Here is a 25,978-nt window from a genome sequence, read left to right as displayed (position 1 = left end):
AACATGCCGAGATTGGGTGGCGATGCCAGGCGGACGAGACCAATCACCTCCCTGCTGGGAGGCTGGGGCTATTAGGCTGACCCGATGGAGCTGCGGCAGCTGCGCTACTTCGTCGCCGTCGCCGAGGAACTGAACTTTGGCCGGGCGGCCGGCCGTCTGCGCATCGCGGGTCCGTCGCTGTCTCAACAGATCAAGGCCCTGGAAAAAGATCTCAAGGTGACCCTCTTCGAAAGGGACCGGAGATCGGTCGTTCTCACACCGGCGGGCGCGGCATTGCTTCCGGATGCGCGGGCGTTGGTCAGCGATGCCGACGAATTGCGCAGGCGAGCAATGGGTCTCGGAGTGTCGCAGCCCGTCCGCGTCGGCTACGTGAACTGGTGCCCGGTCGACTGGGCGCAGCGTGCGGCAGGAGTGGCCGAGCTGCGGGTGGACACCTGGGTGATGCCGTCGCACGCCCAGGCGGCACGGGTCGCGGAGGGCAGCCTCGACCTCGCGATCTGTTGGGTCCAGAACAGCGACCTCGAAAAGCTGTCGCTCGACGCGCGACTCCTCGGGGTCGACCGGCTCTATGCGCTCGCCGCCGGTTCCGACGAGTCGCCCGTCGAAGCCGGTGACACCGTGGTGCTCGTCGACTCCGATGCCGCCAGCTGGTCGTCGTGGAATCGCTATGGAGAACAGTTCGCCTCCGCGACCGGCGCCCGTGTCATGCGCACCGACGACGGCGGCGTCACCGGGCCGACGCTCTTCGAGCATGTGCGAGGGTTGCGCCGCGCCGTCCTGAACAATCCCAAAGGCCAGGACGAAACACTGCCAAAAGATCTGGTGCGTCGACCGGTGGTTAACCCGTCACCGTTGTGGACGTGGTCACTGGTGTGGCGGCGGGGTGAGGACAATCCCGCGATTCACGCACTGATCGACGAATTCACCAGGGGCGTTGGCGACTTCGGACTCGGTGACGCATCCGTGTGGTTGCCTGCCGACGATCCGCATCAGGCCCTCGACGAGAGCAGCGGCTGACACCACCACCGCGAACACCGCGAGCCAGTGATCAGCCTCGGTGCGGCACGAACTCCTGTGCCTTGGTTTTCAGACCCTGGGCCATCAGATGCCATCGCGCCGGGTCACCCTTGAGGATCGACTCGACGAGGTCCCTGGCCTGTTCGTAGGTGGCGTGGGGCGGAATGGGAGGCATCTCGGGATCGCAACGGATGTCGAGAACAGTCGGTTCGTCCGCTGCCAACGCTTCATCCCATGCTGGACCGATCGCGTCGTCGGTGTCGACCGCGATGGCTTTCAGCCCCATGCTGCGGGCCACGTCGGCGTAGGACAGATCAGGAAGTGACTGTGACTCTTCGAATTTCGGCGCACCGCCCATGGCGCGCAACTCCCACGTGACCTGGTTGAGGTCGTTGTTGTGGAAGACGCAGACGATCAGGCGCTGATCCGACCACAGTTCGCGATACCGCCGAATCGTCAACAGTTCGGCCAGCCCGTTCATCTGCATCGCGCCGTCGCCGACCATCGCGATCACCGGTCGATCCGGATGGGCGAACTTGGCGCCGATCGCGTACGGCACTCCGGGGCCCATGGTGGCCAGCGTGCCGGACAGCGAACCGCGCATACCGTCGCGGAACTTCAGGCAGCGCGCATACCAGTTCGTCGACGAACCCGAATCGGCGGTGACGATGGCGTTCGACGGCAGGCGCTCGGACAGCTCCCACGCGATGCGCATCGGATTCGTCGGTTTGGCAGACAGATTCGCCTGCCGCTGCACGGTTTCCCACCACCGCGACACGTTCTTCTCGATCGTCTCGCGCCACGAGCGGTCCTCTGTGCGGGCGAGCAACGGAACCAGCTTGTCCAGTGCGGTCGCGGCATCCGCGACGATATTCAACTCGGTGGGGTAGCGCATGCCGATCAAAGAGCCATCGATGTCGATCTGTACCGCCCTGGCCTGCCCGTACTCCGGCAGGAACTGGCTGTAGGGGAAGTTGGAGCCGACGATGAGGAGAGTGTCGCAGTCCCGCATCATTTCATAGCTCGGTCGGGTGCCCAGCAGACCGATGGATCCGGTCACATACGGCAGGTCGTCGGGCAGAACATCCTTGCCCAGAAGGGCTTTGGCGACACCGGCACCGGTGAGCTCGGCAACCTGACGAACCTGCGCCGCGGCCGCGCGGGCCCCCTGCCCGATGAGGATGGCAACCTTGTTGCCCGAATTGATGATGTCGGCGGCCTGGCGAATCTGCTCGTCGGTCGGCGCCAGTGCGGGATGGGCGTACCCCGGATCGCTCGACGGCACGTGTTTGAACGCGTGTCCGGGAGCTTCGTACGGTTCTTCCTGGAGGTCGGAGGGGATGATCAGCGCCGTGGGCGCCCGGCGGGTCAGTGCGGTGCGGATTGCTCGGTCCAGCGCGTTCGGCAGTTGGCTCGCGACGTTGACCTCGACCAGATAGTCGCTGGCGACGTCCTTGAAGACCGCCTGCAGGTCGACCTCCTGCTGATAACTGCCGCCCATGGCGCTGCGTGCGGTCTGGCCGACGATCGCCACCACCGGGACGTGGTCGAGTTTGGCGTCGTACAGGCCGTTGAGCAGGTGGATCGCTCCAGGACCGGAGGTTGCCATGCAAATCCCCACCCGCCCAGAGAATTTCGCGTATCCCGTCGCCTCGAATGCGGCCATCTCCTCGTGCCGGGCCTGAACGAAACGCGGGTTGTTGTCGGCCCGCCCGAAGGCGGCGACGAGGCCGTTGATCCCGTCCCCCGGATAGGCGAACACCTGCTCGACGCCCCATTCGCGCAGCCGCTTCAGTACGAAATCCGAGACTTCCTCAGCCATGTGCGGCGCTTACCCGACGCGATCCGGGCGAAACGTGGGAAGACGCTGTGAACGCCGATCAGCGGAAGCGGACGTCCATGGTCGCCATACCGAAGATCTTTTTACCGTCCGACTTCGCCGCAACGATCACCACACCACTGCGCGTCGCCGGATCCAACGACTTGACGCGTCCGCTGAATTCGATGTCGGTACCCCCGGTGGCCGACACGACGGCCGGCGCAGACAGCCGAACCGTGTAGCGCGTCACCGCGCCGGGATCTCCCGACCACGCGGAATGGAAGCCGGCACCCAAACCCATGGTCAGCATTCCGTGGGCGATCACGTCGGGCAGGCCGGCCAGCTTCGCGATGGTCTCGTCCCAGTGGATCGGATTGGCGTCGCCCGCCACGCCGGCATAGTTCACCAAGTCACCGCGTGACAGCCGGGTGTGATGCACCGGCAGCTGGTCGCCGACCTTCACGTCGTCGAACGACGGCGTTCCCGGCGTGCGGGTGAAGCCTCCGTCGGCGATCCGGATCTCGCCCTCGGGGCGCAGCTCTTTCTCGTACTCGCCATCCGCACTGGGGATGTCCAGGATGTTCATGTCGTGCATCATCGCGTTCTGCACAGCCGTCTTGACGCCCACGTCGATGTCCTCGGCGGTGACCCCGACGACGGTGGTGTGCAGCGTGTGCACGCGCTCGCCTGCGGTATCGGTGAACGTGTTGGTGACGGTGATGAAATCCCGGCCCGCCGTCCTGCGCACCGACGTCAGCTCGACGTCAATGGTCAATTCGTCACCGGCCACGATCGGGCGGTGTTGCTCGAAGACCTCTTCGGTCTGCAGGTACGTGTCGTATCCGACGACGATCGACTCGAACATGCGTCGGTTGCACTTCATACCGGGGGTCGACGTGAACGTCACCGGCGCGACGACATCCGAATAACCAAGCTCAGCGGCGGCGGCGACGTCCCAGTGCGCGGGGTGATAGTCCTGCACCGCGCGGGCGTATTCGCGGACCTTCTCGCGGCCCACCAGGTAGGTGCCGTCCATCTGGTAGTAGTGGCCGACCCGCGCTTCCATGGGCGACGTGTCTGCTGGTGCAGTCATGAATCAGCTCAACTCTTCCGTCGGCTGGTTCGGAGCCGACCACAGCACACTAACGCGCGGGCACTCTGATCCCGGAATCCTGCGATGGCGCCCCGCGATCTGCCTAAGCTGATCACGCACATGACTGTCGACAGGCGAATCAGGGTCGACGGCGAGCCCGCATCCATCGCGCCCGCCGAATTCCTCGACGTCACGCTGCCCCGCCTGTTCGCCGCGGCGACAGATCGGCTGGGTCCGTCGCTGCAGGAGATGCAGCCCCGGCCACTCACCGTCACCGTCGAGGGGCAATCCTGGACGCTGCGCGCCGACGATGCTCGCGTCGCCGTCACACGGGGTCCTGGCACCGGCTCCGCCATCCGGGTCGACGCCGGACAGTTTGATGCACTCGTCGCCGACAAAGTCACGCCGATGGGCTGGTTGGCCAGCGGCTCCCTCGATATGACGGGGCACCTCTCCGACATCCTGAATTGGTGGCTCCTGGTCCGGGCCACACTCGACGGCACGACACCCCATCGCACCGGCGCGATCGAATTCGAGGATCGCGACGGCGGACCGCTCGACCTCAGCCGTTCGTTCACTGCCGCCGATTCCGCCGACGACATGGCGTGGTTCCTCGAACAAGCCGGCTTCCTCCACGTCAAGGGTCTGTATCGCGAAGACGAGATGGCCGCCGTGTCTACCGAAATGGACGTCGCGGCAACGCGTTACGCCGATGGTGACGGCCGGTCATGGTGGGCTGGCCTCGAGGACGGATCCCGTGCGCTGGTGCGGATGCAGCGGTTCGACAAGGAATCCCCGCTCGCCGCCGAACTGGTCGCCGACGAACGCCTGACCCGCATCGCCGCGTTGACGGGCGACGGCCACGTCGCCAGCGGTTGGGACGGCAACCGACTCGAAGCGCTCTTCAAACCGATCGGCGTCGTCCAAGGGATTTCGGACATCCCGTGGCACAAGGACTGCTCGCTCGGCAGGCACAGCTACGACTGCTGCGGACTCACCGTCGGCATCTCGGTCACCGGCGCCGACGCGATGTCGGGTCAGCTCCGCGTCGTCGCCGGTTCACATCGAGCCCTCGTCTGGCCCGCGCCCAGCCTGCAACCAGGCCTCGATCTTCCGGTGGTCAACCTCGCGACCGAGACCGGCGACGTCACCGTGCACTGTTCGTGCACGTTGCACATGGCTGCGCCGCCGGTGCAGCGCGAACGACGCGTGATGTACACCAGCTTCAGCCTGCCCTCGCTCGGCGGCGCCGACGCCGACCGCAAGGAGCTGCGCAGGATGGCCGACGCGGCACCGTTGAACACCAGCCAGTAGCAATGGATTTCAGCGTGACAGTGCCGACTCGAAGAAGGCCACCTCGAGGGTCATCGCGCGCCGGTAGGCCTGCCTGACGGCGGCGTGGTCGTCGGCGTGCTGGTCGAGGAGCCCTTCCAGTTGGGACGCCAAGCTCTCGAAGCCGGGATCGGAATAGGTCTGCACCCATTCCGCGTACGGTCCCGCCACCTCCGCATCCAACGACGTCCCCAGCCAGGCGTAGAGGCGCATGCATGGCGTCATCGCCGAAAGCGTCACGCCCAGTCCGCCCGTCGCGGCGCTGGCGAGCAGAAAGTCGGTGTACGCCAGCGTCGCGGGCGACGGTTCGACGCCGGCCATGTCGATGCCCCAGCGCGCGGCGTACGAGTTGTGCAGGCCCAACTCGTCGGCTACTCCGGAGATCAAGCCGGCCAAGGCGATAAGCGTGGGGGTATCGGTGCTGCGAGCCAGCGCCAAAGCGTAGGCGCGTGCGAAGGATTCGAGGAAGAACGCATCCTGCGCGACGTAACCCGCGAAGACCTCGCGATCCAGCGAGCCGTCGCCCAGTCCGCGGACGAACGGATGCGCCAGCGCGGCAGCGGCCAGATCGCCGTTGGCGGACCACAGCTGATTGGAGAGGCTCATGCCAGTGCCATATCCCAGAACGCCACCTCACGCGTCAGCACCTCGGCGACCACATCTTCGGCGCCCTCGGGGGTTGCCAGTTCCCCGAGCGCGTCCACGTATGCGGTGAAGCCGGGCGCGGTCCAATGCTCCACGAATTCACGAAGGGGTGAAGTGCTCGAGATCGCCGACGACCACGCGAGTAGGTACACCCGCTCGATGACCCAGAGCGCCGTCAGCGCCGCGTCAACAGGCATCGTGTCGAGTCGCTGCAGCAGTTCGCGATAGGCGGCCGTCGCCGCCAGCGCGGGCTGCTCCAGGTCGACGCCCCGCTCGGCCGACTTCGACTCGAACCAATCCAGCTCGTCGACCAGGGCCACACATCCCCCCGCGAGCACCCCCTGAGCCGGGCGCGGCGCCCGCGCGAGCAGCCGCGCCTGAAAGGTGAGCAGGTCGGCGACAAACAGTGCATCCTGCGCCAGCCACCGGTCGAAGTCCGCGTCGCCGATGGTGCCGTCGCGCACCGCGTCGAGGAACGGATGCCGGGTCGCGGCGGTCCAGAGGGCATCGAGCACGCCCGAAAGACTAGTCCAGAGTCGAGAAGTGTTACGCCCAGGCAACGCGTGCGAATCGGATGCGGGAATGCCTGACGAATGAACAACAGTGATGCCGAATCAGCCGCCGAAACGATCATGCGAGGGATGGGGCGCCGACGGTTCAGGCGGTGGCCGCATTGAGCGCAGGAGGTCAACGATGCAGCAATTCAGGGATTTCGGCGCGGTAGCGGCGCTGTTGGGCAGGGTTGCAGATGGCGGCGCTGTCGACGCGTTCTGGGGCCAACGTCTCGCCATGATGTGTGAACATCCGGGCGGCGGGGTACCGGGTGTACATGTGTTCACTGAATGGACAGTTCCGCTCGGCCGGAGGTGACGACAGATGCCCCTGACCACACGCCGAATCGCGCGGTGGGCCGTCAAACCGGCAAAAAACGTCGAAACCGCGGTCACTCCGAAAGTGAATGTTCTGCGCGGCCTCGCCGCTCGCGCCACCACACCGTTGCTTCCGGACGACTACCTCAAATTGCTCAATCCGCTGTGGACGGCTCGCGAGCTTCGGGGTGAGGTCGTCGACGTGCGCAGGGAAACACAGGACTCTGCGACCGTCACGATAAAACCGGGGTGGGGCTTCACCGCCGAGTACCGCCCTGGGCAATACGTGGGCATCGGCTTGCGCGTCGACGGGCGGTGGCACTGGCGCTCGTACTCGTTGACGTCGGTTCCGCTCAGGGATTCCAAGCACATCACGATCACGGTAAAGGCCACCCCCGAGGGTTTCTTGTCTTCGCATCTGGTCAACGGCGTCGAACCCGGCACGATCGTGCGGCTGGCGAAACCCAAAGGTGACTTCGCACTGCCAAACCCGCCACCGGAAAAGGTTCTCTTCATCAGTGCCGGAAGCGGCATCACGCCGGTGATGGCGATGTTGCGGACCCTGACCGCGCGCGGACAGTCCCCGGACATCGTGCACGTGCACTCCGCGCCCACGGCGGACGACGTGATCTTCCACGACGAGCTGCGGATGCTGGAGGACGACCATGCGAGCTACCGGCTGCAACTGCAGCTGACCGAGACCGATGGGCACCTCGAGTTCGAGGACATCGGTGATGTAGTTCCCGATTGGGCGGAGCGGCCGACCTGGGCCTGCGGGCCCGCCCAGATGCTTGATGACATCGAGAAAGTGTGGGACGCCGCCGACCGCGCCGAGCACCTCCACATCGAGAGGTTCACGATCGCGCGCACCGATAAGGGTGGCGAAGGCGGCACCGTCACATTCGCCATCTCTGACAAGAGTCTCGAGATCGACGGTGCCACATCGCTTCTGGAGGCGGGGGAGAAGGTGGGCATTCAAATGCCCTTCGGTTGCCGTATGGGTATCTGTCAAACCTGTGTGCTGCCACTGGAGTCGGGCCATGTGCGTGATTTCCGCTCCGGCGAGGAGCACGGCGCAGGCGACCGAATCAACACCTGCGTCTCCACCGCATCCGGCGACTGCACGCTCAAGATCTAGACAGAGAGGGAGGGATCATGGCCATCACCGACATCAAGGAGTACGCGCACCTCACACCCGAGGACGTCGAGGCGCTCGCCGATGAACTCGACGCCATCCGCGCCGACATCGAGGACTCGAGGGGTGAACGCGATGCGCGCTATATCCGACGGGCCATCCAGCTGCAACGCAGCCTGGCCGCGGGCGGGCGCGTCGCGTTGTTCGCGAGTCACAACAGGGCGGCCCGCCTCGCGGGAATCGGCATGCTGGCGGCCGCCAAGATCATCGAGAATATGGAGCTGGGGCACAACATCATCCATGGCCAGTGGGATTGGATGAACGATCCGGAGATTCACTCGACCGAGTGGGAGTGGGATACCACTTCCCCAAGCGTGCACTGGAAGAAGTCCCACAACTTCATTCACCACAAGTACACGAACGTCGTCGGCCTCGACGACGACATCGGCTACGGAATCATGCGCCTGACCCGCGACCAACGATGGGAGCGGTGGATGATCGGCAATCCGATCTACAACATTTTGCTCGGCACCCTTTTCGAGTGGGGGGTGGCCGCCCACGGCTTGGAGACCACGAAGTACCGCAAAGGTGAGAAGTCCATCGCAGAGGTGCGCAAAGATCTGCGGGTTATCGGCAAGAAGGTCGGCAAACAGGTGGGCAAGGACTACATCGTCTTTCCGGCCTTGGCGGGGCGCAACTGGAAATCGACGCTGAAGGCCAACGCGATTGCCAATCTGATCCGAAATTACTGGGCGTACGCAGTCATCTTCTGCGGCCACTTTCCCGATGGTGCGGAAAAGTTCACACAGCAAGAGTTTGACAACGAGACCAACGGGGAGTGGTATCTGCGGCAAATGTTGGCCTCGGCCAATTTTCACGCAGGTCCTGTAATGGCGTTCATGAGCGGAAATCTCTGTTATCAGATCGAGCATCACTTGTTTCCCGACCTTCCAAGCAACCGGTACGCTGAGATCGCCGAGCGGGTCAGGGCGCTTTGCGAGAAGTACGATCTGCCTTACACCACGGGATCGCTTCCCCGCCAATACTTTCAGTCGTTCTGGACGATTCTGAAACTGGCACTCCCCGACAAGTTGCTCAGGGCGTCATCCGACGACGCCCCGGAAACCCACTCGGAGCTGAAGTTCCGGATCCGCAACGGGATCCGCGAGAGCTTCGGGGTCGACCCGTCTACGGGAAGACGCCGTGGTTTGCGTACTGCGGTACGTGAGCTCGAGACGGGGGCGATGGCCACCAGTTAGCCGTCGGCCGCCGTCCACGCGTAGGGCAGGAATTTCCCGTCGAACGTAACCACAACACGGTCTCCCTCAGGATGGGCCTTGCGCTGAACCTCGAGACTGAAGTTGATGGCGCTCATGATCCCGTCGCCGAACTGTTCGTGGATGAGTTCCTTGATGGCGCCGCCGTACACCTGAAGGGCCTCATGGAAACGGTAGATCGTCGGATCGGTGGGCACCGCGGCGGGCGACCCGCCGCGCATCGGAACCTCCGCCAAGATCGGTACCGCTGACTCGTCCAAACCGAGCAGCTGGACGAGTACCTTGCCGGCTTCGGCCGGAATCGGGTGCTGGCCTTGCAGCGCCGAAATCGTCCACACCACCGGTTTGTCGATGGCCTCGGCGAGCTGCTGCCAGGTCAACGCCCTGGCGATTCGCGCGGCGCTGATCTGCTCAGTGATCTCAGCGCGGTTCATGCGTTGGCCTCGGCGGGCAGCTTGAAGTCGGTGGGATCGGCGGGACGGTTCCACTCGATGCCGGTGCGGGCGTGCGTCGCATAGAGCGTGAGCCCGACAAAGGCCAGTCCGCCGACAAGATTGCCCACGACTGTCGGGATCTCATTCCAAATGAAGTAGTCCGCGACGGAGAAGTCGCCACCGAGCATCAGCCCGGACGGGAACAGGAACATGTTCACCACCGAGTGCTCGAAGCCCATGTAGAAAAACAGCATGATGGGCATCCACATGGTGATTACCTTGCCCGTCACCGAAGTTGACATCATCGCTGCGACGACGCCGGTGGAGACCATCCAGTTGCAGAGCACGCCTCGGATGAAAAGGGTCAGCATCCCGGCGGCACCGTGGTCGGCGTATCCGACGGTGCGGCTGGTGCCGATCTCCCCGAGCTTCTGGCCGACCTCGTTCGGATCCACCGTGAATGCGTAGGTCACGGTGATGGCGATCATCAGCGCCACGGTCAGCGCTCCAAGGAAATTGCCGACGAAGACCAGGCCCCAATTGCGCAGAATCGACCGGATTGTGACGCCACGCCGTTTGTCGAGTAACGCCAGCGGAACCAGCGTGAAGACTCCGGTGAGCAAGTCGAAGCCCATCAAATACAGCAGACAGAAGCCCACCGGAAACAGCACTGCTCCGACAAGGGCGTTGCCCGTCTGCACGGTGATCGTGACCGCGAACGCGGCGGCCAAGGCGAGGATGGCACCGGCCATATAGGCGCGGATGACGGTGTCCCGGGTGGACATGAACACCTTGGTTTCACCGGCGTCGATCATCTTCGTTACGAATTGAGGGGGTTCCACGTAGGACACTTCGTCGCTTCTTCCGTCGTTGACGTTCGTTGAGCACCCGGTCGTCGATGGCCTGGCGGGAGTGGATGTCGACGCTAGGGTTCCCGCGCGCCGTGTCATCGATGTGAACCGATGAAAGGATCACGTCACGTTCTTTTCACCGTCACCGTCTCCGGATTGTGAGGCGGACGGCGAGCCCGCAAATCCATCGGTAACGTCGTCGGTGATGACGGACAATCCCGCTGAGGTAGTCGAAACGATCGACGACCCGCCACGGCGGTCACGCAAGCTCGGCCGGCTGGCGGTGGTTTCGACCATCGTGTTGCTGCTGTTCGCCGTGCCGTGGTGGACGCTGCTGGGGGCGGGGACGACGTGGCCTCCCGCCGTCTTCGTGGCTGGCACGCTGCTGCTCGTCACCGCCGCCGGCGCACTGCCGACGCTGATGGTGCTCGGCCACGGCCGCCGGCATTCCGACCGGGCTGCCGTCGCAGGCGATGCGCTGCTGGGTGCGGCGTGGGTGCTGTTCGTGTGGTCCGTGCTGGGCCAGGTGGCGGGCCTGCTGCTGCTCGCCGGGGGAGTCGGGGATCCGGCACGGTCGAGGTGGGTCGCGGGCGGTGTACTCGTCGCAACGGTGGTCCTGCTGGCGTGGGGCTACGCCGAGGCGATGCGAGTGCCTCGGGTGCGAGAGGTGGACGTTGCCATCGCGCGGCTGGGCGCAGGTCTGGACGGACTACGTGTCGCGCTGATCACCGACACCCACTACGGGCCGATCGACCGGGGGCGCTGGTCGGCTGCCGTGGTCGCGCGGGTCAATGAACTCGGCGCCGACGTCGTATGCCACGTCGGTGACATCGCCGACGGAACCGTCGAGCTACGCGAAAACCAGGCGAGCCCGCTGGCGGCGGTGGACGCCGCCTCGGCGCGGGTCTATGTCACCGGCAACCATGAGTACTTCAGCGAGGCGCAGGGCTGGCTGGACTACATGGAGCGCATCGGGTGGGACGCGTTGCACAATCGGCACATCGTCGTCGAAGGCGGTGGTGATCACCTGGTCGTCGCCGGGGTGGACGACGCCACCGCGAAAGCCTCCGGTGTCGACGGGCACGGCGCAAATCTGGATGCCGCATTGGCGGGGGCCGACCCGACGCTGCCGGTCCTCCTTCTCGCCCATCAACCCAAGCAGGTCGGGCGCGCCGCGCGTGCGGGCGTCGACCTGCAGGTGTCGGGACACACCCATGGCGGCCAGATCTGGCCGTTCAACTACCTTGTCCGACTGGATCAACCGGTGGTGCAGGGCCTGAGTCGGCACGGTGAGCGGACACAGCTGTACACGAGTCGCGGGACGGGTTTCTGGGGTCCGCCGTTTCGGGTATTCGCGCCGAGTGAGATCACCCTGCTGACGCTGCACGCCACTGCGGCCTGATCAGCGGCCCCGCCGCTTTTGCATGATCAGCGGCCCCGCCACTGTGGCCTTCGTTTCTGCTGCCACGCCCGAATCCCCTCGGCGACATCCTCGGTCGCAGCGGCGACCTTGCGCATCGTCTCGCCGAAGCGGACCGACTCGATCCACCCCATGTTCGCGGTGCGCCACGCCACCTCCTTGGTGGCGCGCTGCGCCAGCGGCGCGGCCTTCGTCAGCGTCTGCGCCCAGGCTCGTGCCTGTGCCTGCAACTCGTCGGGCTCGACCAGCTTCCACACCAGGCCGACTTCTTTGGCACGCTCGGCCGACATCGGCGCACCCGTCAGCAGCAACTCCATGGCATCGGCCCAGCGCAGCCGCTCAGGCAGGCGGATCGCGCCGACGATGGTGGGCGTTCCCAGCGTCACCTCGGGGAACGAGAACGTGGCCGTCGTCGAGGCGATGACGAAGTCGCAGAACAGAATTCCGGTCACCCCGTAACCGACGCATGGGCCGTTGACGGCCGCGATGGTCGGCTTGAACAGTTCCATCCCGCTCTCGAATGAGTTGATCGTCGGCTTCTCCCAGAACGTGCCGCCGAAGGTGCCCACCGATCCCTCGCCGTCCTTGAGGTCGCCGCCGGCGCAGAACACGCTGCCGTTGGCGGTCAGGATGCCCACCCACGCGTCCTCGTCATCGCGGAACCGGTCCCAGGCGGCGTTCAGTTCTTGGCGCAGCGCACCGTTGATGGCGTTGCGTGCTTCCGGGCGGTTGAGCGTGATCGTGGCGATGTGATCGTCCAACTCGTAGGTGACGAGGCTCATGGCTGCACGATAACCACGCGACATACGGTCAGAGAATGAACTTCGAGGAGTACCGGACGTATGACGCCACCGGGCTGGCGAAACTGGTCGCCGACAAGCAGGTGTCCGCGGCCGAACTGCTGGCGCTGGCGCGGGAGCGGGCCGCGGCGGTGAACCCGCGGATCAACGCGATCGTGCGCGACGTGCCCGCTGCGCCGACCGCGGATCTCACCGGGCCGTTCGCCGGCGTCCCGTTTCTGATCAAGGACCTCGGGCAGGACTACGCCGGTCTGCCGACCTCGGCTGGTTCACGCGCGCTGATGTCCGTGCCCGCCGCCGAGCACGCCACCGTCGTCCAACGCTGGATCGACGCGGGCCTGGTGATCTTCGGTAAGACCAACACCCCCGAGTTCGGCGCGAAGGGGATCACCGAACCGGCCGCGTGGGGGCCCACCAGCAATCCGTGGGATCTGCAGCGCTCGCCGGGTGGCTCGTCGGGCGGGGCGGCGGCCGCGGTGGCGGCGGGCATCGTGCCGTGTGCCGGTGCGAGCGACGGCGGCGGATCGATCCGGATCCCGGCCGCGTGCTGCGGGCTCGTCGGATTGAAGCCTGGCCGAGGTCTGACGCCGTTCGGTCCGGCGACGGGCGAGGCCATGCACGGCGCGGCGGTGCAGGGCGTCGTCTCGCGCACCGTGCGCGACACCGCCGCGATGCTCGACGTGATCCTCGGCGGCGAACCGGGCGGACCTTTCGTGCCCGGATTGCCGGATTCGCCCCTCGCGTCGAATGTCGGCGCGGAGCCTCCGAAGCTGCGCGTCGGTGTGCGGGTGCCGTGTGCCATCACGCCGTCGCCGCATCCCGAGGCGTACGCGGCCGTCGAGGCCACCGTCGCCGCGTTGACCGCGCTGGGCCACCACGTCGAGGAGCTGCCTGAGGCGCCCTTCGACGATGCCGCGCTCGCCAGGGAGTTCCTGCTCGCGTGGTTCGTCAACACCGCGTGGGAACTCGCCGAGGCCAAACGCGTGTCGGGCGCGGGCGACGACGCGTTCGAGCGCGACACCCTGATCCTGGCGGCCATCGGCCGTGCGACCAGCAGCGTGGACTATGTCGATGCGGTCCAGAAGCGCCACGAACACACCCGCCGGCTGACGACCTTCTTCGAGTCGTACGACCTGCTGATGACGCCCTCGCTGGCGACCCCGCCCCCGAAGACCGGCGAATTCGACCTCCCGGCCGCGCTGCAGAAGGGTGCCGACCTGCTGCTCAAGACCCGCACCGCCAGCATGCTGCGGTTCACCGGAATCGTCGACGACATGGTGGACAAGAATCTCGGCTGGGTGCCGTACACGCAGCTGGCGAACATCACCGGGCGACCCGCGATCTCGCTGCCGCTGCACTGGACCGCGGCCGGTCTGCCGCTGGGTGTTCAGTTCGTCGCCCCGCTGGCGGGTGAGGCGCTGCTCATCCGGTTGGCGAGCCAACTCGAGCAGGCGCTGCCGTGGGCGCAGCGCATCGCACCGGTTTAGTGGCCTGCGCCACGCCGGGTTTCAGCGACGTCGCAGGCGGAAACGGAATCACCATGCATCCGCTTCCGCTAGTGCTGGTCAGCGCCGCGGCGTTGACGGCGTGCTCGGCCTTCGCCAACCAGGCCGCCACTGAGTCCTCGACGGCCGGCGAGACCCCGAGCACGGTGGCCGCACCGAGAACCGACGCGACCGCTACACCGACTCCGATCCCATCGACCGACCAGATCCCGCCGATCGGCGACGTCTCGCTGGAGATCGACGACAGGGGCGACCTCGGCCAGATCATCGTCGACGGCTCGGGCCGCACCGTGTACGCGTTCACAACGGACCCGCTGAACAACCCCACCTGCTACGACGCCTGCGCGGACACGTGGCTGCCGATGCTCGCCAAAGGCAACCCGGCGGGCGGCATCGGCATCGACGTCGCTGCCGCGTCGACCACCCCGCGTCGCGACGGAACCAACCAGGTGACCTACAAGGGCCACCCGCTGTACCGCTACGCCGGCGACCAGAACGACCGGGACGCCGGTGGGCAGGGCCTGGACCTGTTCGGCGGCGAATGGCACGTGCTGACCAAGGACGGGCAGCCGCTCGCCTGACGGGTCAGTACGTGTAGCGGCTGACCCGCTCCGGATGGATGACGAACCGAACCTGATCCTCGGCCAGGATCTCGGCGAGGTCCTTCGCCCGCACCGGGTCGCCGAGATCCCAGTAGCGTTGCGCCAGCCGGGCGGCCAGGTCGCGTCCTCCGTCGGTCTCCACGGTGGCGCGGCCGGCGACAGACACCCATCGCTCGCGTTCACCAACGGGGGCGGCGACAACGATCGAGGCGCGTGGGTCGTCGCGCACCCGCCGTACCTTCAAAGTGTCTGGCCCCGTGAACAATTGGATCGTCCCCTCGGCGGTGGCCTCGAACCACACCGGTCGGGGCTGCGGCGGAACCGGGCCTTTGGCGACGGATAGAAAGCCGTGCAGCGGGCGCCGCAGAAACTCGAGGTCCTCGGCGGTCAGCGACGCGTCAGAACTCATTCCTGCGTGGACTCGTCGTTTTCGTCAGCCTCCGTCGGCAGCGCCGCCGCTCCCGGAGTGGCGGGCGTGGTGAGGACCTCGTCGGTTTCGTTCTCAGGCTCCGGAGATGTCATGACGGACCCTTACCCGCGATCCGACCGGCGAAAACGGCTGCGGCATGATGCGCAGGTGACCTACCGACCGCCGACCCTGGCCGACGTTGTCGCCACGCTTGAAGTCGAACGGGTCGACGAACACCACTTCCTCGCGACGCAGCTCGATAATCCGGCTCACCACATCGTCGGTGGTCACATAGCGGGTCAGGCGCTCATGGCGGCGAGCCGCACCGCTCCCGGCCGAACCCCGCACAGCGTGCACGTCTACTACATCCGGGCCGGCGACGCACGTTCGCCCGTCGACATCCACGTCGACGTGGCGCGTGACGGCGGCGCGCTGTCGACCCGCCAGATCACGGCGCGCCAGAACGGACAGATCCTGCTGGAAGCGCTCGCGTCGTTCAGCGAGCCGATCGAATCACTCGACTATCACCAGCCGATGCCCGACGTCGCCGACCCTGAATCGCTGCCACCCATTCAGGAGCAGCTGGCGGACTACGCCGACGAGCTGGGCGGCCATTGGGTCCGGCCGCATCCGTTCGATCTGCGCTACGTCGACGCCCCACCGCGGCTGGCGATCGAGTTGCCTGAGCTGCCACCGCGTATGCGAATGTGGTGGCGGCCCAACGGTTCTGTGCCCGCCGATCCGGTGCTGGGCAGCTGTCTGTTGACGTACCTGTCGGGTACCACGATGGTCGAGGTGGCGCTTACCCAGCGGCGGCAGACGCCACTGAGTGCCTTCAACGCGCTCATCGACCATGCGTTGTGGTTTCACCGGCCGGTCGACCTGTCGGATTGGGTGCTGTCCGACCAGTTTTCGCCGAGCGGTGTCGCGGGCCGGGGACTGTCGACGTCGACGATGTACAACCGCGCGGGACAACTGGTCTGCATCGCGACCCAGGAGCTGTACTTCGGCAGGAAATGACCCGCGATCAGCAAGCACGTAGGCTGACCCGATGTCTGACCCGATCGAAACCCTGATGCTGGCCAACCTGCTCGCGGTGTTCAACGAACGCGACGAGAAAACGCGGCGCCCCGCGATCGAGCGCACCTACGCACCGGACGTCCGATGGACCGATGCCGAGGGGGTGTCCACCGGACATGACGCTTTGGAAGCGAAATGCGTTGCGCTACAGAACCAATTGGGAGACCAACAGTTTGCGGCGGCCGGCCCGGTGCACGTGCTGCCCGACTTCGGATATCTGGCCTGGAACCTCGTCGACCCGACCACCGGACAAACCGGCATGTCCGGCTTCGATGCCGCCGTGATCAAGGACGGCAGGATTGCCGAGCTCTACACGGTGCTGATTCCGCCGTCCTAGCAAGCATGAGATGGCGGTGGCTGGGTACCCCTAGCGGGACTTGTTGCATTACGAAAGGTACCTATGACCGCGCCACCACCGCGGCTTGACCAGCGCGATCTCGCCGACGCCGAACACGTCGTCGCGGCGGTGTCCTCGGCCTTCTCGGCCAAGGTGGTCGGCCAGCACGACCTGCGGGAATCGTTGCTGATCACACTGCTGGCCGGCGGGCATCTGCTGATCGAGAGCGTGCCCGGCCTGGCCAAGACCACCGCCGCCCGCGTCATCGCCGAGTCGATCCAGGGTGGGTTCCGGCGTATCCAGTGCACGCCCGACCTGCTGCCCAGTGACATCATCGGCACCCAGATCTACGAGGCGGCCACCAACTCCTTCGCCACCCAACTGGGCCCCGTGCACGCCAACATCGTCCTGCTCGACGAGATCAACCGATCCAGCGCGAAGACCCAGAGCGCGATGCTCGAGGCGATGGAAGAACGCCAGACCACCATCGCCGGTGTGGAATACCTGATCCCCGAACCATTTCTGGTGATCGCCACCCAGAACCCGGTCGAACAGGAAGGCACCTACCCACTCTCGGAGGCGCAGACCGATCGATTCATGTTGAAGGAACTCATCCGGTATCCCTCCGTCGACGACGAGGTCGAGGTTGTGTCGCGGATGGACGCCGGCCTGTACGAGAAGAACTACCGAACGCCTCCGGTCGTCGGGATCGACGACATCCGGCGTGTGCAGGCCCTCGTCCGCACCGTGTACATGGACCGTGACCTGATCGCCTACGCGAGCCGGCTCGTGAACGTGACGCGGGAGCCGGAGCAGTATCTGTCGGCGCACATCGCCCGGTTGATCGAATACGGAGCGAGCCCCAGAGCGACGATCGCGTTCTGCCGTACCGCGCGCGCCCTCGCCGTGGTCCGCGGCCGCACCCACGTCGTGCCCGATGACGTCGCCGCGTTGGCGCACCGAGTCCTACGCCACCGCCTGATCCTCGGCTTCGAGGCGGCCAGCCTGCAGATCACACCCGACGTAGTGGTCGACGCGGTGCTGGCAGCGGTGCGGGTGCCGTGAGGCATGGGCAAGCATCTCGACCGTGCCAAGCAGTTCTTCGGGCGTGATACGACCGGACTCTTGGACGGTGGACGGTACGCACTGGTGCACACCCGCAGCCTCGAATTCGACGACCTGCGACCCTATGTGCCGGGCGACGACGTCCGCGATATCGATTGGAAGGCCACCGCACGGTCGGGCCACGTCCTGATCAAACGCTTCGTCTCCGAGAAGCACCACAAGATTCTCGTGGTCGCCGACGCCGGCCGAAACAGCGTCGCCCAGGCGCCATCCGGCGAACGTAAGCGTGACATCGCAGCCCATGTCATTGGTGCCATCGGGCTGATCACGCTGCGCCGATCCGACGAGATCGGCATGGTGTTCGGCGACGTTCGTGGATGCGTCGACATCCGACTGCGACGCGGTGAGACGCACATCGAGAGCATGCTGCACCGGTTTCATCATCACACCAGGACCGGACCAGCGCCCAGCAACGTTGTGACACAGCTGAATTGGGTGGCGAAGCACTATCGGCACCCGTTGTTGATCTTCGTCGTATCCGACGAGCCGGAGATCAGCGACGGTCTCGGCGAGACACTGACCCGACTGACGGCGCGACATGACGTGCTGTGGGCCATGGTCGCCGACATGGCGGCGGTCGGGTCCGTCGACGACGAGGACGACGGTTACGACGTTGCCGGCGGTCGGGTCGTCATGGGCGGCGCCGTGCTCGGACCGGAAGTCGTCGACGCGTACCGCAAAGCCGAATTCGCACGACGGGAACACCTTTCGGCTTTCCTGACGATGCACGGCGTGTCACACGCGAGATTCACCGGCAGTACGCGCATCAGGGCCGGACTGACAGCGATGACCGGAGCGTTCGCCCGTGTCAGATGAGCTGGTCCGGTTCATCAGCGGACCCACGCCCTATTCGTCGTGGTGGTTGTGGCTGGCGATCCTCTTGTCGTTGGTCCTGATCGGCTGGTACGCCGCGGTGTTCGTGTTCACGATGCCGGGGCGTCGGTTGCGCAGCCTGCCCGTCATCGGAACGGCGCGCAGTGAGCTGGTCAAACGACGGTCCGCCCAAGCCGTGCGCGCCATCGCTGAGCGCTATCGCGGGGGTGAACTGGCGTCGGCCCCCGCGGCTGCGGCGGTCAGCCGGGAGCTGCGGGCGTTTCTGCACGCGGCCACCGGTGTGCGTGCTGAATACATGCAAGTCGAAGCCATCGCTGCTGGCGAGTTGGCCGTGGCAGCACCGGTTTTGGCGGATCTGATCGACGCTCAGTTCAACGCCGATTCGAGCGTGGACGTCGCATTCGTGAGTGACTCCGCCGAGGAGTTGATCCGCACATGGAGCTGACGTGGTGGGTCGTGGCGATCGCCGGATGTCTCGGATTGGCGAGCTGTATCGCGGCGGTGCTGTTGCAGCCGATGCGTGCCGAGCGGCGACGGCTACGTCTGCTGGCGAACGTCGACCGGCTGACCGGCCTGCCGGAGTATCGACGCGCGGCGCGGCTGCGCACGCTGTCGGCCGTCGTCGCCATCACTCTGCTGACGGTGATCTTCGGAGCGGCTGTGGTCGCTGCCGCCCGCCCGATTGGATTGCCCTCGGCTGCAAGGCAATCCCAGGAAGCCCAGCCCGAGGACATCATGCTGTGCATGGGCGGTCCGCCGAGCGACCCCGAGGTCCGGGCAACGCTGCGGCACTTCGCGACCGAAGTCGGGAACTTCAGTACGCAGCGTATCGGGTTGACCACCGCCGACCGGCGAATCGTGCCGATGACGCGCGACTATCAGTACGCGGCAGGCCGATTCAATGCGTACGCCGGCGGCTCGGACGATGCCGGTACGTGGGCTCCCGCCCTGGACTACGTGAACTACGCCGGCGGTGTCGAGGATGTGTTGGCGATGTGTCTGACGGGCTTTCCGTCGGTTGACCAGTCGAATGCACCGCGGCGTTCGCTCATCTACGTCGGACCCGGGTCGCTACGCACCCCCGGTGACTCCCGCCCCGCGCTGTTCACCCCCGACGGGGTCCGCGATCTGGCGCGGGAAGCCGACGTGCAGGTCAATCTTCTGTTCACCGAGACGGACAACGGAGCGCTGGACGCACTGGCCCGCGAGAGCGGGGGCCGCTCGTTCCCGGTGAACTCCGATGCGAACGCCGACCTGGCCGAGATCAGGGATCACCCTCCGCCGTCGACTGAGTCCCAGAATGCTGCCGTCAGCGCTGTCGAAACGCCCGACATACCACTGGTATTGGCGCTGACGGCGCTCATCGCGCTGGTGCTGTGGCCGCTGGTGGTGCGACGATGACGCTGCATCCGGTCCTGCCGGCACTGCTCTTGGTCGCCATGGCGGTGCTGCTGATCGTCGCGCAGATTCTCACGTTGCGGCGGTGGCGAGCCTCCGGGCGCAACCGAACGGCGCTATGGCGGTGGCTCCTCATCAGCGCCGCGGCGCTGCTTCTCGTCTTGGCAGCGAGTCGTGTGGTGATCCTCGCCGACGACGAGAGCACGACGCGCAGCGCGGGAGATCTGGAACCGAGCGTGTTCCTCGTCGTCGACCGATCACCGGACATGGCGGTTCGCGACCTCGACGGCCGAGCCCGGATGGACGTCGCGCGCGACGACCTCGAGGTCTTGGTCGACCGCTATCCACGCGTACGCTTCGCGGTCATCGGGTTCGCGTCGGCTCCGTCGCTGGACTGGCCGCTGTCGGCTGATACCTGGAGCCTGCGGCCGGTCCTGGACACCTTGGTCCCGTATGCGTCGGGGCCCGACACCGCCACCCAGACCAACGCCGGGGCGGCGGGCACCGTGTTGCGGTACCAGTTGATCAGCGCGGTTCAGCAATATCCGCGGGCCAAGACGCTCGTCTTCTATCTGGGCGCGGGCGCACCTGAGTCAGAGCTCCCGCCAAGGGAATTCGCGCCGCCTGCGGGATCGGTCGACGGCGGCGCTGTGCTCGGCTACGGCACTTCCGCAGACGAGGCCACGCTACGGGGCGTCGCCGATCAACTCGGTGTTCCCTACGTCGCGCGGCCCGATGCCGCACCTCTGTCCGCCGAGCTGCCGGACGGCGCAACGGATGCGCCGACGACCGCCGTCGCCTCAATCGAAACAGGCACCGAGACGTACTGGTTGCCGGCCGTCGGCGCCGCGATCCTCATCCTGATCGAGCTCTACCTCGTGCTGCGCGACCTCCGGCGCAACCGAGTCGTCAGCGTGGAGATGGCCACGTGAGCTGGTGGCGAAGCGGCTCCGCGCGGCTGCGGCTGCGGCGGCGATTGCTGGTGTTCTCCGCACCGATCGCGCTGCTTTTCGTCGTGGTGATCGTCAAGTCGGTGTCGGTGGTGATCGCGGGGGAGTCGGCCGTCACGGCGTTCACCGAGCGGGACAACGCAGGGTTACGCCGGGCGGTCGACTCGCTGACCGTGCTCAATGTCATCGAACCGGCCAAGGCGTATTTTGCCGCAGGCAGCCTCGCGGTGCTCGACAACAGGCTGGAGGAGGCGGACCGCCAGTTCAGCGAAAGTCTGTCGCGCACCCAGACCGGTGAATCCTGTTCGGTGCGAGTCAATCTCGAACTCGTCCGTGAGACGTTGGGCGACCGGGCGGCTGCCGTGCTCGACGGCCGCACCGCGGCCGCGTACTTCATCGGTGCGCGAACCGTGGTTCAGAAAGCTCCGCAGGGGTGCTTCGCGGGCAACACCGATCCGGATCCGCAACGGCAGGCGTTACGCAACGAGGCACTGCCCCGTCTGAATCAGAAGATCGGCGCCGCCGAGGTGGCACCACCGCCGCCAATGACGTCTGGCGGCGCCCAGGCGGAGGACGATTCACAATTGCGCCTCGAGCCCGGAACCCCGACGGAGCGCTTGCAGCAGATACTTCGCGACGCCGCGGAGCGCGACGGGGGGTGAGTGGTTAGCCGCCGCCGGTGACGATGTTCGACGACAGCGTGAGCATCTGGCCGTTCTTGCACACGCCCCAGCGGCCGCCCCAGCCGGACGTCCATACCACGGGCTCGCCAAGCCAGACCTGGGTCGGCTTCGGCGGGGCGTGGGGTGGCGGTATCTCGCCCTGGGGAATGGAGCACGGAGGCGGCTGGGCAATCGCGAGCCCGGCACCAAAGCCGAGGCTCGCCGCAGCGAGCCCGCCTGCGAAGGAAATCGCGGCGACAGTGGTCTTGATCGAAGGCATCTGCATCACTCCAACATCGCGACTCATCCGGCTAATTAGTAGACGTAACCACCTTACGTGATGGCTAAACGCGTCGCGTTACTCTGTGACACCCGACCACGGGAATGTAACGCCGTCGCACGCGGTATACGGTTCGGAACATGACTCGAGTCTCGGTGATCACAGGCGGTGCGGGCGGCATGGGGCTGGCCACGGCGAAGATCGTCGGGCGCGACCACACCGTCGTGCTCTGCGACGTCCGGAAGGAGCGCCTCGACGCCGCGGCGAAAGCGCTGAAGGATCTCGGCGTCACGACCACCGCCGTCAACGGCGACGTCACCGACCGCGCGGCGGTGGCCGAGCTATTCGAAACGGCAACCAGCCTCGGGACGCTCGCATCTGTCATACACACGGCGGGAGTCAGCCCGAGCATGGGCGACGTCGACTACGTCATGCGCACCAACGCCCTGGGCACGGTCAACGTCAACGAGGTGTTCTACGAGGCGGCGGCCGAGGGCGCGGCGATCGTCAACGTCGCGTCGATGGCGGCCCACATGCTGCCCGACGAGTTGATTCCGGCCGCGCAGTTTCCGACCGCCACGACCGATGAGGCCGCGTTCATGACCGCGATGCTGGCGGCCTGCGACATCGCCGGGGACGAGGCGCGATCCGGCATCGCCTACGCGATCAGCAAGAGCTTCGTCCGCTGGTACAGCACCGCGCAGTGCGAGCGGTTCAACGGCAAGGGCCTGCGCATCGTGTCGGTGTCGCCAGGGTCCATCGACACCGAGATGGGCAGGCTCGAGGAGCAGGCCGGCGCTGGGGCGATGGTCGCCGACGCCGCGGTCCCGCGCTGGGGCAAGCCGGAGGAGATGGGCGCGCTGCTCGCGTTCTGCGCGAGCGACGCCGCCGGCTATCTCACGGGCACCGACATCCTCAACGACGGCGGAGTGATCGCCTCGATGCAGGAGCGCGCCAGGGTCGCCGCCCAAAACGGTTGAGCCGCAAGACCGTCAGCTGCGGTACTGCGCGACCTTCTCGGCCAACTCGTCGAGAATCCGCATTGACTCTGCACGCGGCTTGGTGGGCAGCAGCAGTCCGACCTGTCCGAACCCGAGCTCTTCCACCGCGCGCCAGTAGTCGGGATCGGCGGGTGTACCGAACTGGGACAACGGCACATCGTGGCCGGCGCCGTCGCGCAGTTGTCCGACGCGCTTGGCCAGGTGCTCCACCGGGAGCGGGTTGGAGATCCAGCCCGCTTCATGCCGGATCACGCGTTTGACGGTGGCATCGGAATCGCCACCGATGTAGATCGGCGGATGCGGCTTCCTGGACCGGCTTGGGGCGCAGGTAGGACGAATCGAAGTCGACGTACTTGCCGTGGTACTCGGCGGGCTCGTTGGTCCACAGCGTCGTGATGGCCTCGATCCGTTCGTCGAGCAGCGCCCCGCGCGTCTTCGGATCCGTGCCGTGGTGCCGCAGCTCCTCGATGTTCCAGCCCGCGCCGACCCCGAACACGAACCGACCGCCGGAGATCAGGTCGATGCTCGCGGCTTCCTTCGCGGTGATGATCGGATCGCGCTGAATGAGCAGAGCAATCCCGGTGACCAGCTCGATTCTGGAGGTCACGGCCGCGGCGGCGGCCAGCGTCACGAACGGGTCGAGCGTCCGGTAATAGATCGACGGCAGCTCGCCGCCCATCGGATACGCCGACTCCCGGCTCGCCGGAATATGCGTGTGCTCGGCGATGACGAGCGAGTCGAAACCGCGCTCCTCGATGGCCTGCGCGAGCGACACGGGGTCGATGCCATCGTCGGTCACGAATGTGGAGATCCCGAATTTCATGAAGCACTCCCGTCGTCTCAGTGCTCAAGGCCGCTACTACGCCGAGTATTCCCCGTCGGCAACCGGGACAAGCGTTTTGTTCAAGACCGGGCAGTGAGCGGCCATCGACACTGTGCACATGAGCGAACAGACCTTCACGCCGGCCGCCGGGCGCTTCGCCCCGACGCGGTTCTACGACCCCGTCGTCGCACTGACACGTGAACGACTGTGGCGGTCGCTGGCCGCGATGTACGTCGCGCCACGGCCTGGCGGTGTCATCGCCGACGTAGGTTGCGGCACTGGGTCGTTGGCCGTGCTGCTCGGTCGGGTGGAACCGCACGCACAGATCATCGGGCTGGACCCCGACCGCGAAGTGCTTGCCCTGGCACGCAACAAGGCCGAAGCGGCCGGAATCACGGTGGACTGGCGCGTGAGCATGGGCGACGCGCTGGTGGACGCGGTTGGCGCGAACACGGTGGACACGGTGGTATCCAGCCTGGTGCTCCACCAGTGCCCGCTCCCGATGAAGCGGGCCGTGCTCGCGTCGATACACGAGGTGTTGAAGCCCGGCGGGAAAGTGGTGATCGCCGACTTCGGCCTGCAGCGTACGGCGCTGATGCGCATGGCATTCCGCATTGTTCAGCTCGCCGACGGAAAAGAGGACACCCAGCCGAACGCCGACGGCGTACTGCCGAAACTGTTGTCCGAGTGCGGTTTCAAAGGCATCCGCGAGGCGGAGGTCGTACCGACGGTGAGCGGTTCGATCTCCGTCTATGTCGCAGGCAAGGCCTGACTTCGCACAATGGGAAGCAGGCCTGCGGGCGTGAGTCCCATCATCTCGCGCATCTGGCGGGTGAGATGGGCCTGGTCCGCGAAGCCCGCCTCGGTCGCCGCGTCAGCCAATGACCGACCCTGTTGCAGCGCCTCGGCGGCACGTCGCAGCCGCGTCCACACCCGCCCGCGGGCCAACGGCATTCCCAACTGCTGTCGCGCGAGCGCGCGTAGCCGCTGTGGTGAGAGGCCGATCTGCGTCGCCAGATCGGGTAGCGCAATGTCGCTGCCCGCCAGGGCATTCAGTGCGCGGACCAGCCGCGGATCCAGGTCGTCGGATCCGCGGTTACCCGCCGGACGGACGTCGTCCTCGCTCAGGTTCTGCAGTTCGGATGCCGCGCAGATGCCGTTGCCGTAGCGCTCACGCAGCCCGTCGGCGAACGCGCAGTGTGGTTCGACGAAGTAGGTGAGTACGTCCGCTGTCGCGAGCAGACAGTGCCGCTGCATGGGCGAGACCACGAGCGCGGCACCACGGTGGGTGACGTCGGCTCCGTCCACCACGCCGACGTCGTGGCGCATCCCGATCATGATCTGGAATGCGGCGTGACGATGCAGGGTTCCAGCGGTCGTCGGGCCTCGGTACACCGCGTAACCCTCGCCGATAGCGAAGCGAGGAATCACGCTGACGCGCAATGGTTTTCCGGATGGACTTCCGGTCCGGCTTACCAGACCCTGACCCAGTCGACGAGCATCTCCGCGGGGTAGGTGCCGCCGCTGGGATCCCCGCCGCCGGACCCGGCGACGGCGAGACCCAAGATCGGGAACAGCGTGTATCCGGGCGTGTTGAACTGGTAATTGGGCAAGCTGTCGGGCGTGACGGTGAAGTACGGTGCCGCACCGGGGGTGTGGTCCAGCCAGAAGCTGATGCCCGATTCCGTCCACTGTGCCCGCCATCGGTGCCACGCGCTGTCCGGTGCGATGGTGTGGCTGACGTGCTCACCGCCGTTGAGGTTGGCGTGGACGGTGGTCCCGGGAGCCCAGCTGCCGTTGCCGTACCACTCGATGATGTCGACTTCGCCGCCGTTCTGCGGACTGTTGTTGGCCAGGTACCAGGCCGGCCAGCATCCCGGGGTCAGGCAGTCGAACTTGACCCTGGCCTCCCAGGTGGTGTTGATGGGCCCGCGGTACCTGCCGAACAGTTTGCCGCTGTAATACGTGTCGCCGTCCTTGGCCGCACGGAGCACGAGATTGGAGTTGCCGTCGACAAAGAGGTTGCGCCGGTCGTCGCGGTACTGGCCGACGTTCTCAGGCAACTCCCAGAAGGTGGGGTCCTCCATGGTCTCGCGTTCGTACGCGGGCTCCCATTTCGAGAAGTCAGGGGCAGAACCGGCCTCTCCGTCGAAATTGTCCTCGAAGAGGTACTTGGCGGCTGGCGGGTCAGCGTGTGCGGCGGGCACGGACACGGTGGCCGCAAGCGCGCCGATGCCGGCGATCTGCATGACGCGGCGACGATTCAGTTCAGGAACCACA

At 66.1% G+C, this 25,978-nt stretch carries 29 protein-coding genes and 1 pseudogene; 17 read left to right on the top strand and 13 right to left on the bottom strand.

Translation table 11 applies throughout. From position 1 onward, the window contains the following. Positions 1–84: 84 nt before the first annotated feature. A complete protein-coding gene (locus BST47_RS15790) occupies positions 85–1,017 on the top strand; it encodes a LysR family transcriptional regulator (RefSeq protein ID WP_083126447.1) in 933 nt (310 codons plus the stop codon). Between the two features lie 31 nt (positions 1,018–1,048). Here the strand turns inward: BST47_RS15790 and BST47_RS15785 are convergent, their stop codons facing one another. Further along, positions 1,049–2,839: a thiamine pyrophosphate-requiring protein gene (locus tag BST47_RS15785; protein ID WP_083126446.1), complete on the bottom strand. Its 1,791-nt coding sequence runs from the start codon at positions 2,837–2,839 to the stop codon at positions 1,049–1,051. A gap of 58 nt (positions 2,840–2,897) precedes the next feature. Continuing rightward, positions 2,898–3,929, bottom strand: a complete 1,032-nt coding sequence (locus tag BST47_RS15780; protein ID WP_083126445.1) for a fused (3R)-hydroxyacyl-ACP dehydratase subunits HadA/HadB — start codon at positions 3,927–3,929, stop codon at positions 2,898–2,900. A gap of 120 nt (positions 3,930–4,049) precedes the next feature. Here BST47_RS15780 and BST47_RS15775 point away from each other — a divergent pair, with 120 nt between their 5' ends. Beyond that, on the top strand, positions 4,050–5,243 hold the full coding sequence (locus tag BST47_RS15775) for a phytanoyl-CoA dioxygenase family protein (RefSeq protein ID WP_165799797.1): 1,194 nt from the start codon (positions 4,050–4,052) through the stop codon (positions 5,241–5,243). 9 nt (positions 5,244–5,252) lie between these two features. Here the strand turns inward: BST47_RS15775 and BST47_RS15770 are convergent, their stop codons facing one another. The 3 genes from BST47_RS15770 to BST47_RS30715 form a co-directional block, all read right to left on the bottom strand. Next, complete coding sequence (locus BST47_RS15770; protein ID WP_083126443.1) at positions 5,253–5,867, bottom strand: TenA family protein; 615 nt, start codon at positions 5,865–5,867, stop codon at positions 5,253–5,255. After that, entirely contained in the window at positions 5,864–6,421 is a 558-nt protein-coding gene (locus BST47_RS15765; RefSeq protein ID WP_083126442.1) for a TenA family protein, read from the bottom strand. Before BST47_RS15765 ends, BST47_RS15770 begins: the two co-directional genes overlap by 4 nt. Positions 6,422–6,593: 172 nt before the next feature. Then, positions 6,594–6,737: a hypothetical protein gene (locus BST47_RS30715; RefSeq protein WP_165799796.1), complete on the bottom strand. Its 144-nt coding sequence runs from the start codon at positions 6,735–6,737 to the stop codon at positions 6,594–6,596. A gap of 45 nt (positions 6,738–6,782) precedes the next feature. On the opposite strand from BST47_RS30715, the gene BST47_RS15760 reads away from it, so the two are divergent. Together BST47_RS15760 and BST47_RS15755 are read left to right on the top strand one after the other, a co-directional pair. Continuing rightward, complete coding sequence (locus BST47_RS15760; RefSeq protein WP_083126441.1) at positions 6,783–7,913, top strand: ferredoxin reductase; 1,131 nt, start codon at positions 6,783–6,785, stop codon at positions 7,911–7,913. A gap of 17 nt (positions 7,914–7,930) precedes the next feature. Next, the gene (locus BST47_RS15755; protein ID WP_083126440.1) at positions 7,931–9,169 is read left to right on the top strand and encodes a fatty acid desaturase family protein; all 1,239 of its coding nucleotides are present in this window, start codon (positions 7,931–7,933) and stop codon (positions 9,167–9,169) included. Here the strand turns inward: BST47_RS15755 and cynS are convergent. After that, a complete protein-coding gene (gene cynS / locus BST47_RS15750) occupies positions 9,166–9,621 on the bottom strand; it encodes a cyanase (protein ID WP_083126439.1) in 456 nt (151 codons plus the stop codon). The genes BST47_RS15755 and cynS overlap by 4 nt on opposite strands. Beyond that, a complete protein-coding gene (locus tag BST47_RS15745) occupies positions 9,618–10,472 on the bottom strand; it encodes a formate/nitrite transporter family protein (RefSeq protein WP_083126438.1) in 855 nt (284 codons plus the stop codon). The genes cynS and BST47_RS15745 overlap by 4 nt, the downstream gene beginning before the upstream one ends. A gap of 205 nt (positions 10,473–10,677) precedes the next feature. Here BST47_RS15745 and BST47_RS15740 point away from each other — a divergent pair, with 205 nt between their 5' ends. After that, positions 10,678–11,874: a metallophosphoesterase gene (locus BST47_RS15740; protein ID WP_083126437.1), complete on the top strand. Its 1,197-nt coding sequence runs from the start codon at positions 10,678–10,680 to the stop codon at positions 11,872–11,874. Between the two features lie 26 nt (positions 11,875–11,900). Here BST47_RS15740 and BST47_RS15735 read toward each other — a convergent pair whose 3' ends face one another. Next, entirely contained in the window at positions 11,901–12,674 is a 774-nt protein-coding gene (locus BST47_RS15735) for an enoyl-CoA hydratase/isomerase family protein (RefSeq protein WP_083126436.1), read from the bottom strand. A 35-nt stretch (positions 12,675–12,709) separates the two neighbouring features. On the opposite strand from BST47_RS15735, the gene BST47_RS15730 reads away from it, so the two are divergent. Together BST47_RS15730 and BST47_RS15725 are read left to right on the top strand one after the other, a co-directional pair. Then, positions 12,710–14,179 (top strand): amidase, encoded by a 1,470-nt coding sequence (locus BST47_RS15730; protein ID WP_083126435.1) that lies wholly within the window; start codon positions 12,710–12,712, stop codon positions 14,177–14,179. Next, positions 14,152–14,778: a COG4315 family predicted lipoprotein gene (locus BST47_RS15725; protein WP_083126434.1), complete on the top strand. Its 627-nt coding sequence runs from the start codon at positions 14,152–14,154 to the stop codon at positions 14,776–14,778. The genes BST47_RS15730 and BST47_RS15725 overlap by 28 nt, the downstream gene beginning before the upstream one ends. A 4-nt stretch (positions 14,779–14,782) precedes the next feature. Here BST47_RS15725 and BST47_RS15720 read toward each other — a convergent pair whose 3' ends face one another. Further along, positions 14,783–15,208 (bottom strand): pyridoxamine 5'-phosphate oxidase family protein, encoded by a 426-nt coding sequence (locus tag BST47_RS15720; protein ID WP_083126433.1) that lies wholly within the window; start codon positions 15,206–15,208, stop codon positions 14,783–14,785. Between the two features lie 168 nt (positions 15,209–15,376). Between BST47_RS15720 and BST47_RS15715 the strand changes: the two genes are divergently transcribed. The 8 genes from BST47_RS15715 (at position 15,377) to BST47_RS15680 (ending at position 21,594) form a co-directional block, all read left to right on the top strand. Further along, positions 15,377–16,228, top strand: coding sequence for an acyl-CoA thioesterase (locus BST47_RS15715; RefSeq protein ID WP_234809725.1), 852 nt, complete (start codon positions 15,377–15,379; stop codon positions 16,226–16,228). A gap of 31 nt (positions 16,229–16,259) precedes the next feature. Further along, the gene (locus BST47_RS15710) at positions 16,260–16,625 is read left to right on the top strand and encodes a nuclear transport factor 2 family protein (RefSeq protein WP_083126431.1); all 366 of its coding nucleotides are present in this window, start codon (positions 16,260–16,262) and stop codon (positions 16,623–16,625) included. A 63-nt stretch (positions 16,626–16,688) separates the two neighbouring features. Further along, positions 16,689–17,690: an AAA family ATPase gene (locus tag BST47_RS15705; RefSeq protein WP_083126430.1), complete on the top strand. Its 1,002-nt coding sequence runs from the start codon at positions 16,689–16,691 to the stop codon at positions 17,688–17,690. A gap of 3 nt (positions 17,691–17,693) precedes the next feature. Continuing rightward, positions 17,694–18,566, top strand: a complete 873-nt coding sequence (locus BST47_RS15700; RefSeq protein ID WP_083126429.1) for a DUF58 domain-containing protein — start codon at positions 17,694–17,696, stop codon at positions 18,564–18,566. After that, positions 18,556–19,029, top strand: coding sequence for a hypothetical protein (locus BST47_RS15695; protein WP_083126428.1), 474 nt, complete (start codon positions 18,556–18,558; stop codon positions 19,027–19,029). Before BST47_RS15700 ends, BST47_RS15695 begins: the two co-directional genes overlap by 11 nt. Next, positions 19,020–19,985: a hypothetical protein gene (locus BST47_RS15690; RefSeq protein WP_083126427.1), complete on the top strand. Its 966-nt coding sequence runs from the start codon at positions 19,020–19,022 to the stop codon at positions 19,983–19,985. The genes BST47_RS15695 and BST47_RS15690 overlap by 10 nt, the downstream gene beginning before the upstream one ends. Then, complete coding sequence (locus BST47_RS15685) at positions 19,982–20,914, top strand: vWA domain-containing protein (RefSeq protein WP_083126544.1); 933 nt, start codon at positions 19,982–19,984, stop codon at positions 20,912–20,914. Before BST47_RS15690 ends, BST47_RS15685 begins: the two co-directional genes overlap by 4 nt. Then, entirely contained in the window at positions 20,911–21,594 is a 684-nt protein-coding gene (locus tag BST47_RS15680) for a hypothetical protein (protein WP_107528977.1), read from the top strand. The genes BST47_RS15685 and BST47_RS15680 overlap by 4 nt, the downstream gene beginning before the upstream one ends. A 4-nt stretch (positions 21,595–21,598) precedes the next feature. Here BST47_RS15680 and BST47_RS15675 read toward each other — a convergent pair whose 3' ends face one another. Beyond that, complete coding sequence (locus tag BST47_RS15675) at positions 21,599–21,874, bottom strand: hypothetical protein (RefSeq protein ID WP_083126542.1); 276 nt, start codon at positions 21,872–21,874, stop codon at positions 21,599–21,601. A 140-nt stretch (positions 21,875–22,014) separates the two neighbouring features. Between BST47_RS15675 and BST47_RS15670 the strand changes: the two genes are divergently transcribed. Further along, positions 22,015–22,854, top strand: coding sequence for an SDR family oxidoreductase (locus tag BST47_RS15670; protein WP_083126426.1), 840 nt, complete (start codon positions 22,015–22,017; stop codon positions 22,852–22,854). A gap of 12 nt (positions 22,855–22,866) precedes the next feature. Here the strand turns inward: BST47_RS15670 and BST47_RS15665 are convergent. Next, a pseudogene (locus BST47_RS15665) lies at positions 22,867–23,698 on the bottom strand (LLM class F420-dependent oxidoreductase). Positions 23,699–23,816: 118 nt separating this feature from the next. Here BST47_RS15665 and BST47_RS15660 point away from each other — a divergent pair. After that, positions 23,817–24,470, top strand: a complete 654-nt coding sequence (locus BST47_RS15660; RefSeq protein ID WP_083126425.1) for a class I SAM-dependent methyltransferase — start codon at positions 23,817–23,819, stop codon at positions 24,468–24,470. Here BST47_RS15660 and BST47_RS15655 read toward each other — a convergent pair. Both BST47_RS15655 and BST47_RS15650 read right to left on the bottom strand, forming a co-directional pair. After that, on the bottom strand, positions 24,449–25,129 hold the full coding sequence (locus tag BST47_RS15655; RefSeq protein ID WP_083126424.1) for a helix-turn-helix domain-containing protein: 681 nt from the start codon (positions 25,127–25,129) through the stop codon (positions 24,449–24,451). The genes BST47_RS15660 and BST47_RS15655 overlap by 22 nt on opposite strands. A 41-nt stretch (positions 25,130–25,170) precedes the next feature. Continuing rightward, positions 25,171–25,947: a glycoside hydrolase family 16 protein gene (locus BST47_RS15650; protein ID WP_083126541.1), complete on the bottom strand. Its 777-nt coding sequence runs from the start codon at positions 25,945–25,947 to the stop codon at positions 25,171–25,173. Between the last annotated feature and the right edge of the window lie 31 nt (positions 25,948–25,978).

This window comes from Mycolicibacterium tusciae (assembly GCF_002086795.1).
Lineage (GTDB): Bacteria > Actinomycetota > Actinomycetes > Mycobacteriales > Mycobacteriaceae > Mycobacterium > Mycobacterium tusciae.
Note: the sequence above shows the minus strand (reverse complement) of the source record. Positions and strands in the feature narration are given on the sequence as shown.

Excerpts from the sequence above, each read along its gene's own strand:
- BST47_RS15790 (WP_083126447.1), top strand. The coding sequence starts at position 85 with ATGGAGCTGCGGCAGCTGCGCTACTTCGTCGCCGTCGCCGAGGAACTG.
- BST47_RS15785 (WP_083126446.1), bottom strand. The coding sequence starts at position 2,839 with ATGGCTGAGGAAGTCTCGGATTTCGTACTGAAGCGGCTGCGCGAATGG.
- BST47_RS15780 (WP_083126445.1), bottom strand. The coding sequence starts at position 3,929 with ATGACTGCACCAGCAGACACGTCGCCCATGGAAGCGCGGGTCGGCCAC.
- BST47_RS15775 (WP_165799797.1), top strand. The coding sequence starts at position 4,050 with ATGACTGTCGACAGGCGAATCAGGGTCGACGGCGAGCCCGCATCCATC.
- BST47_RS15770 (WP_083126443.1), bottom strand. The coding sequence starts at position 5,867 with ATGAGCCTCTCCAATCAGCTGTGGTCCGCCAACGGCGATCTGGCCGCT.
- BST47_RS30715 (WP_165799796.1), bottom strand. The coding sequence starts at position 6,737 with ATGTACACCCGGTACCCCGCCGCCCGGATGTTCACACATCATGGCGAG.
- BST47_RS15760 (WP_083126441.1), top strand. The coding sequence starts at position 6,783 with ATGCCCCTGACCACACGCCGAATCGCGCGGTGGGCCGTCAAACCGGCA.
- BST47_RS15755 (WP_083126440.1), top strand. The coding sequence starts at position 7,931 with ATGGCCATCACCGACATCAAGGAGTACGCGCACCTCACACCCGAGGAC.
- cynS (WP_083126439.1), bottom strand. The coding sequence starts at position 9,621 with ATGAACCGCGCTGAGATCACTGAGCAGATCAGCGCCGCGCGAATCGCC.
- BST47_RS15740 (WP_083126437.1), top strand. The coding sequence starts at position 10,678 with ATGACGGACAATCCCGCTGAGGTAGTCGAAACGATCGACGACCCGCCA.
- BST47_RS15735 (WP_083126436.1), bottom strand. The coding sequence starts at position 12,674 with ATGAGCCTCGTCACCTACGAGTTGGACGATCACATCGCCACGATCACG.
- BST47_RS15730 (WP_083126435.1), top strand. The coding sequence starts at position 12,710 with ATGAACTTCGAGGAGTACCGGACGTATGACGCCACCGGGCTGGCGAAA.
- BST47_RS15720 (WP_083126433.1), bottom strand. The coding sequence starts at position 15,208 with ATGAGTTCTGACGCGTCGCTGACCGCCGAGGACCTCGAGTTTCTGCGG.
- BST47_RS15710 (WP_083126431.1), top strand. The coding sequence starts at position 16,260 with ATGTCTGACCCGATCGAAACCCTGATGCTGGCCAACCTGCTCGCGGTG.
- BST47_RS15705 (WP_083126430.1), top strand. The coding sequence starts at position 16,689 with ATGACCGCGCCACCACCGCGGCTTGACCAGCGCGATCTCGCCGACGCC.
- BST47_RS15700 (WP_083126429.1), top strand. The coding sequence starts at position 17,694 with ATGGGCAAGCATCTCGACCGTGCCAAGCAGTTCTTCGGGCGTGATACG.
- BST47_RS15690 (WP_083126427.1), top strand. The coding sequence starts at position 19,020 with ATGGAGCTGACGTGGTGGGTCGTGGCGATCGCCGGATGTCTCGGATTG.
- BST47_RS15685 (WP_083126544.1), top strand. The coding sequence starts at position 19,982 with ATGACGCTGCATCCGGTCCTGCCGGCACTGCTCTTGGTCGCCATGGCG.
- BST47_RS15675 (WP_083126542.1), bottom strand. The coding sequence starts at position 21,874 with ATGCCTTCGATCAAGACCACTGTCGCCGCGATTTCCTTCGCAGGCGGG.
- BST47_RS15670 (WP_083126426.1), top strand. The coding sequence starts at position 22,015 with ATGACTCGAGTCTCGGTGATCACAGGCGGTGCGGGCGGCATGGGGCTG.
- BST47_RS15660 (WP_083126425.1), top strand. The coding sequence starts at position 23,817 with ATGAGCGAACAGACCTTCACGCCGGCCGCCGGGCGCTTCGCCCCGACG.
- BST47_RS15650 (WP_083126541.1), bottom strand. The coding sequence starts at position 25,947 with ATGCAGATCGCCGGCATCGGCGCGCTTGCGGCCACCGTGTCCGTGCCC.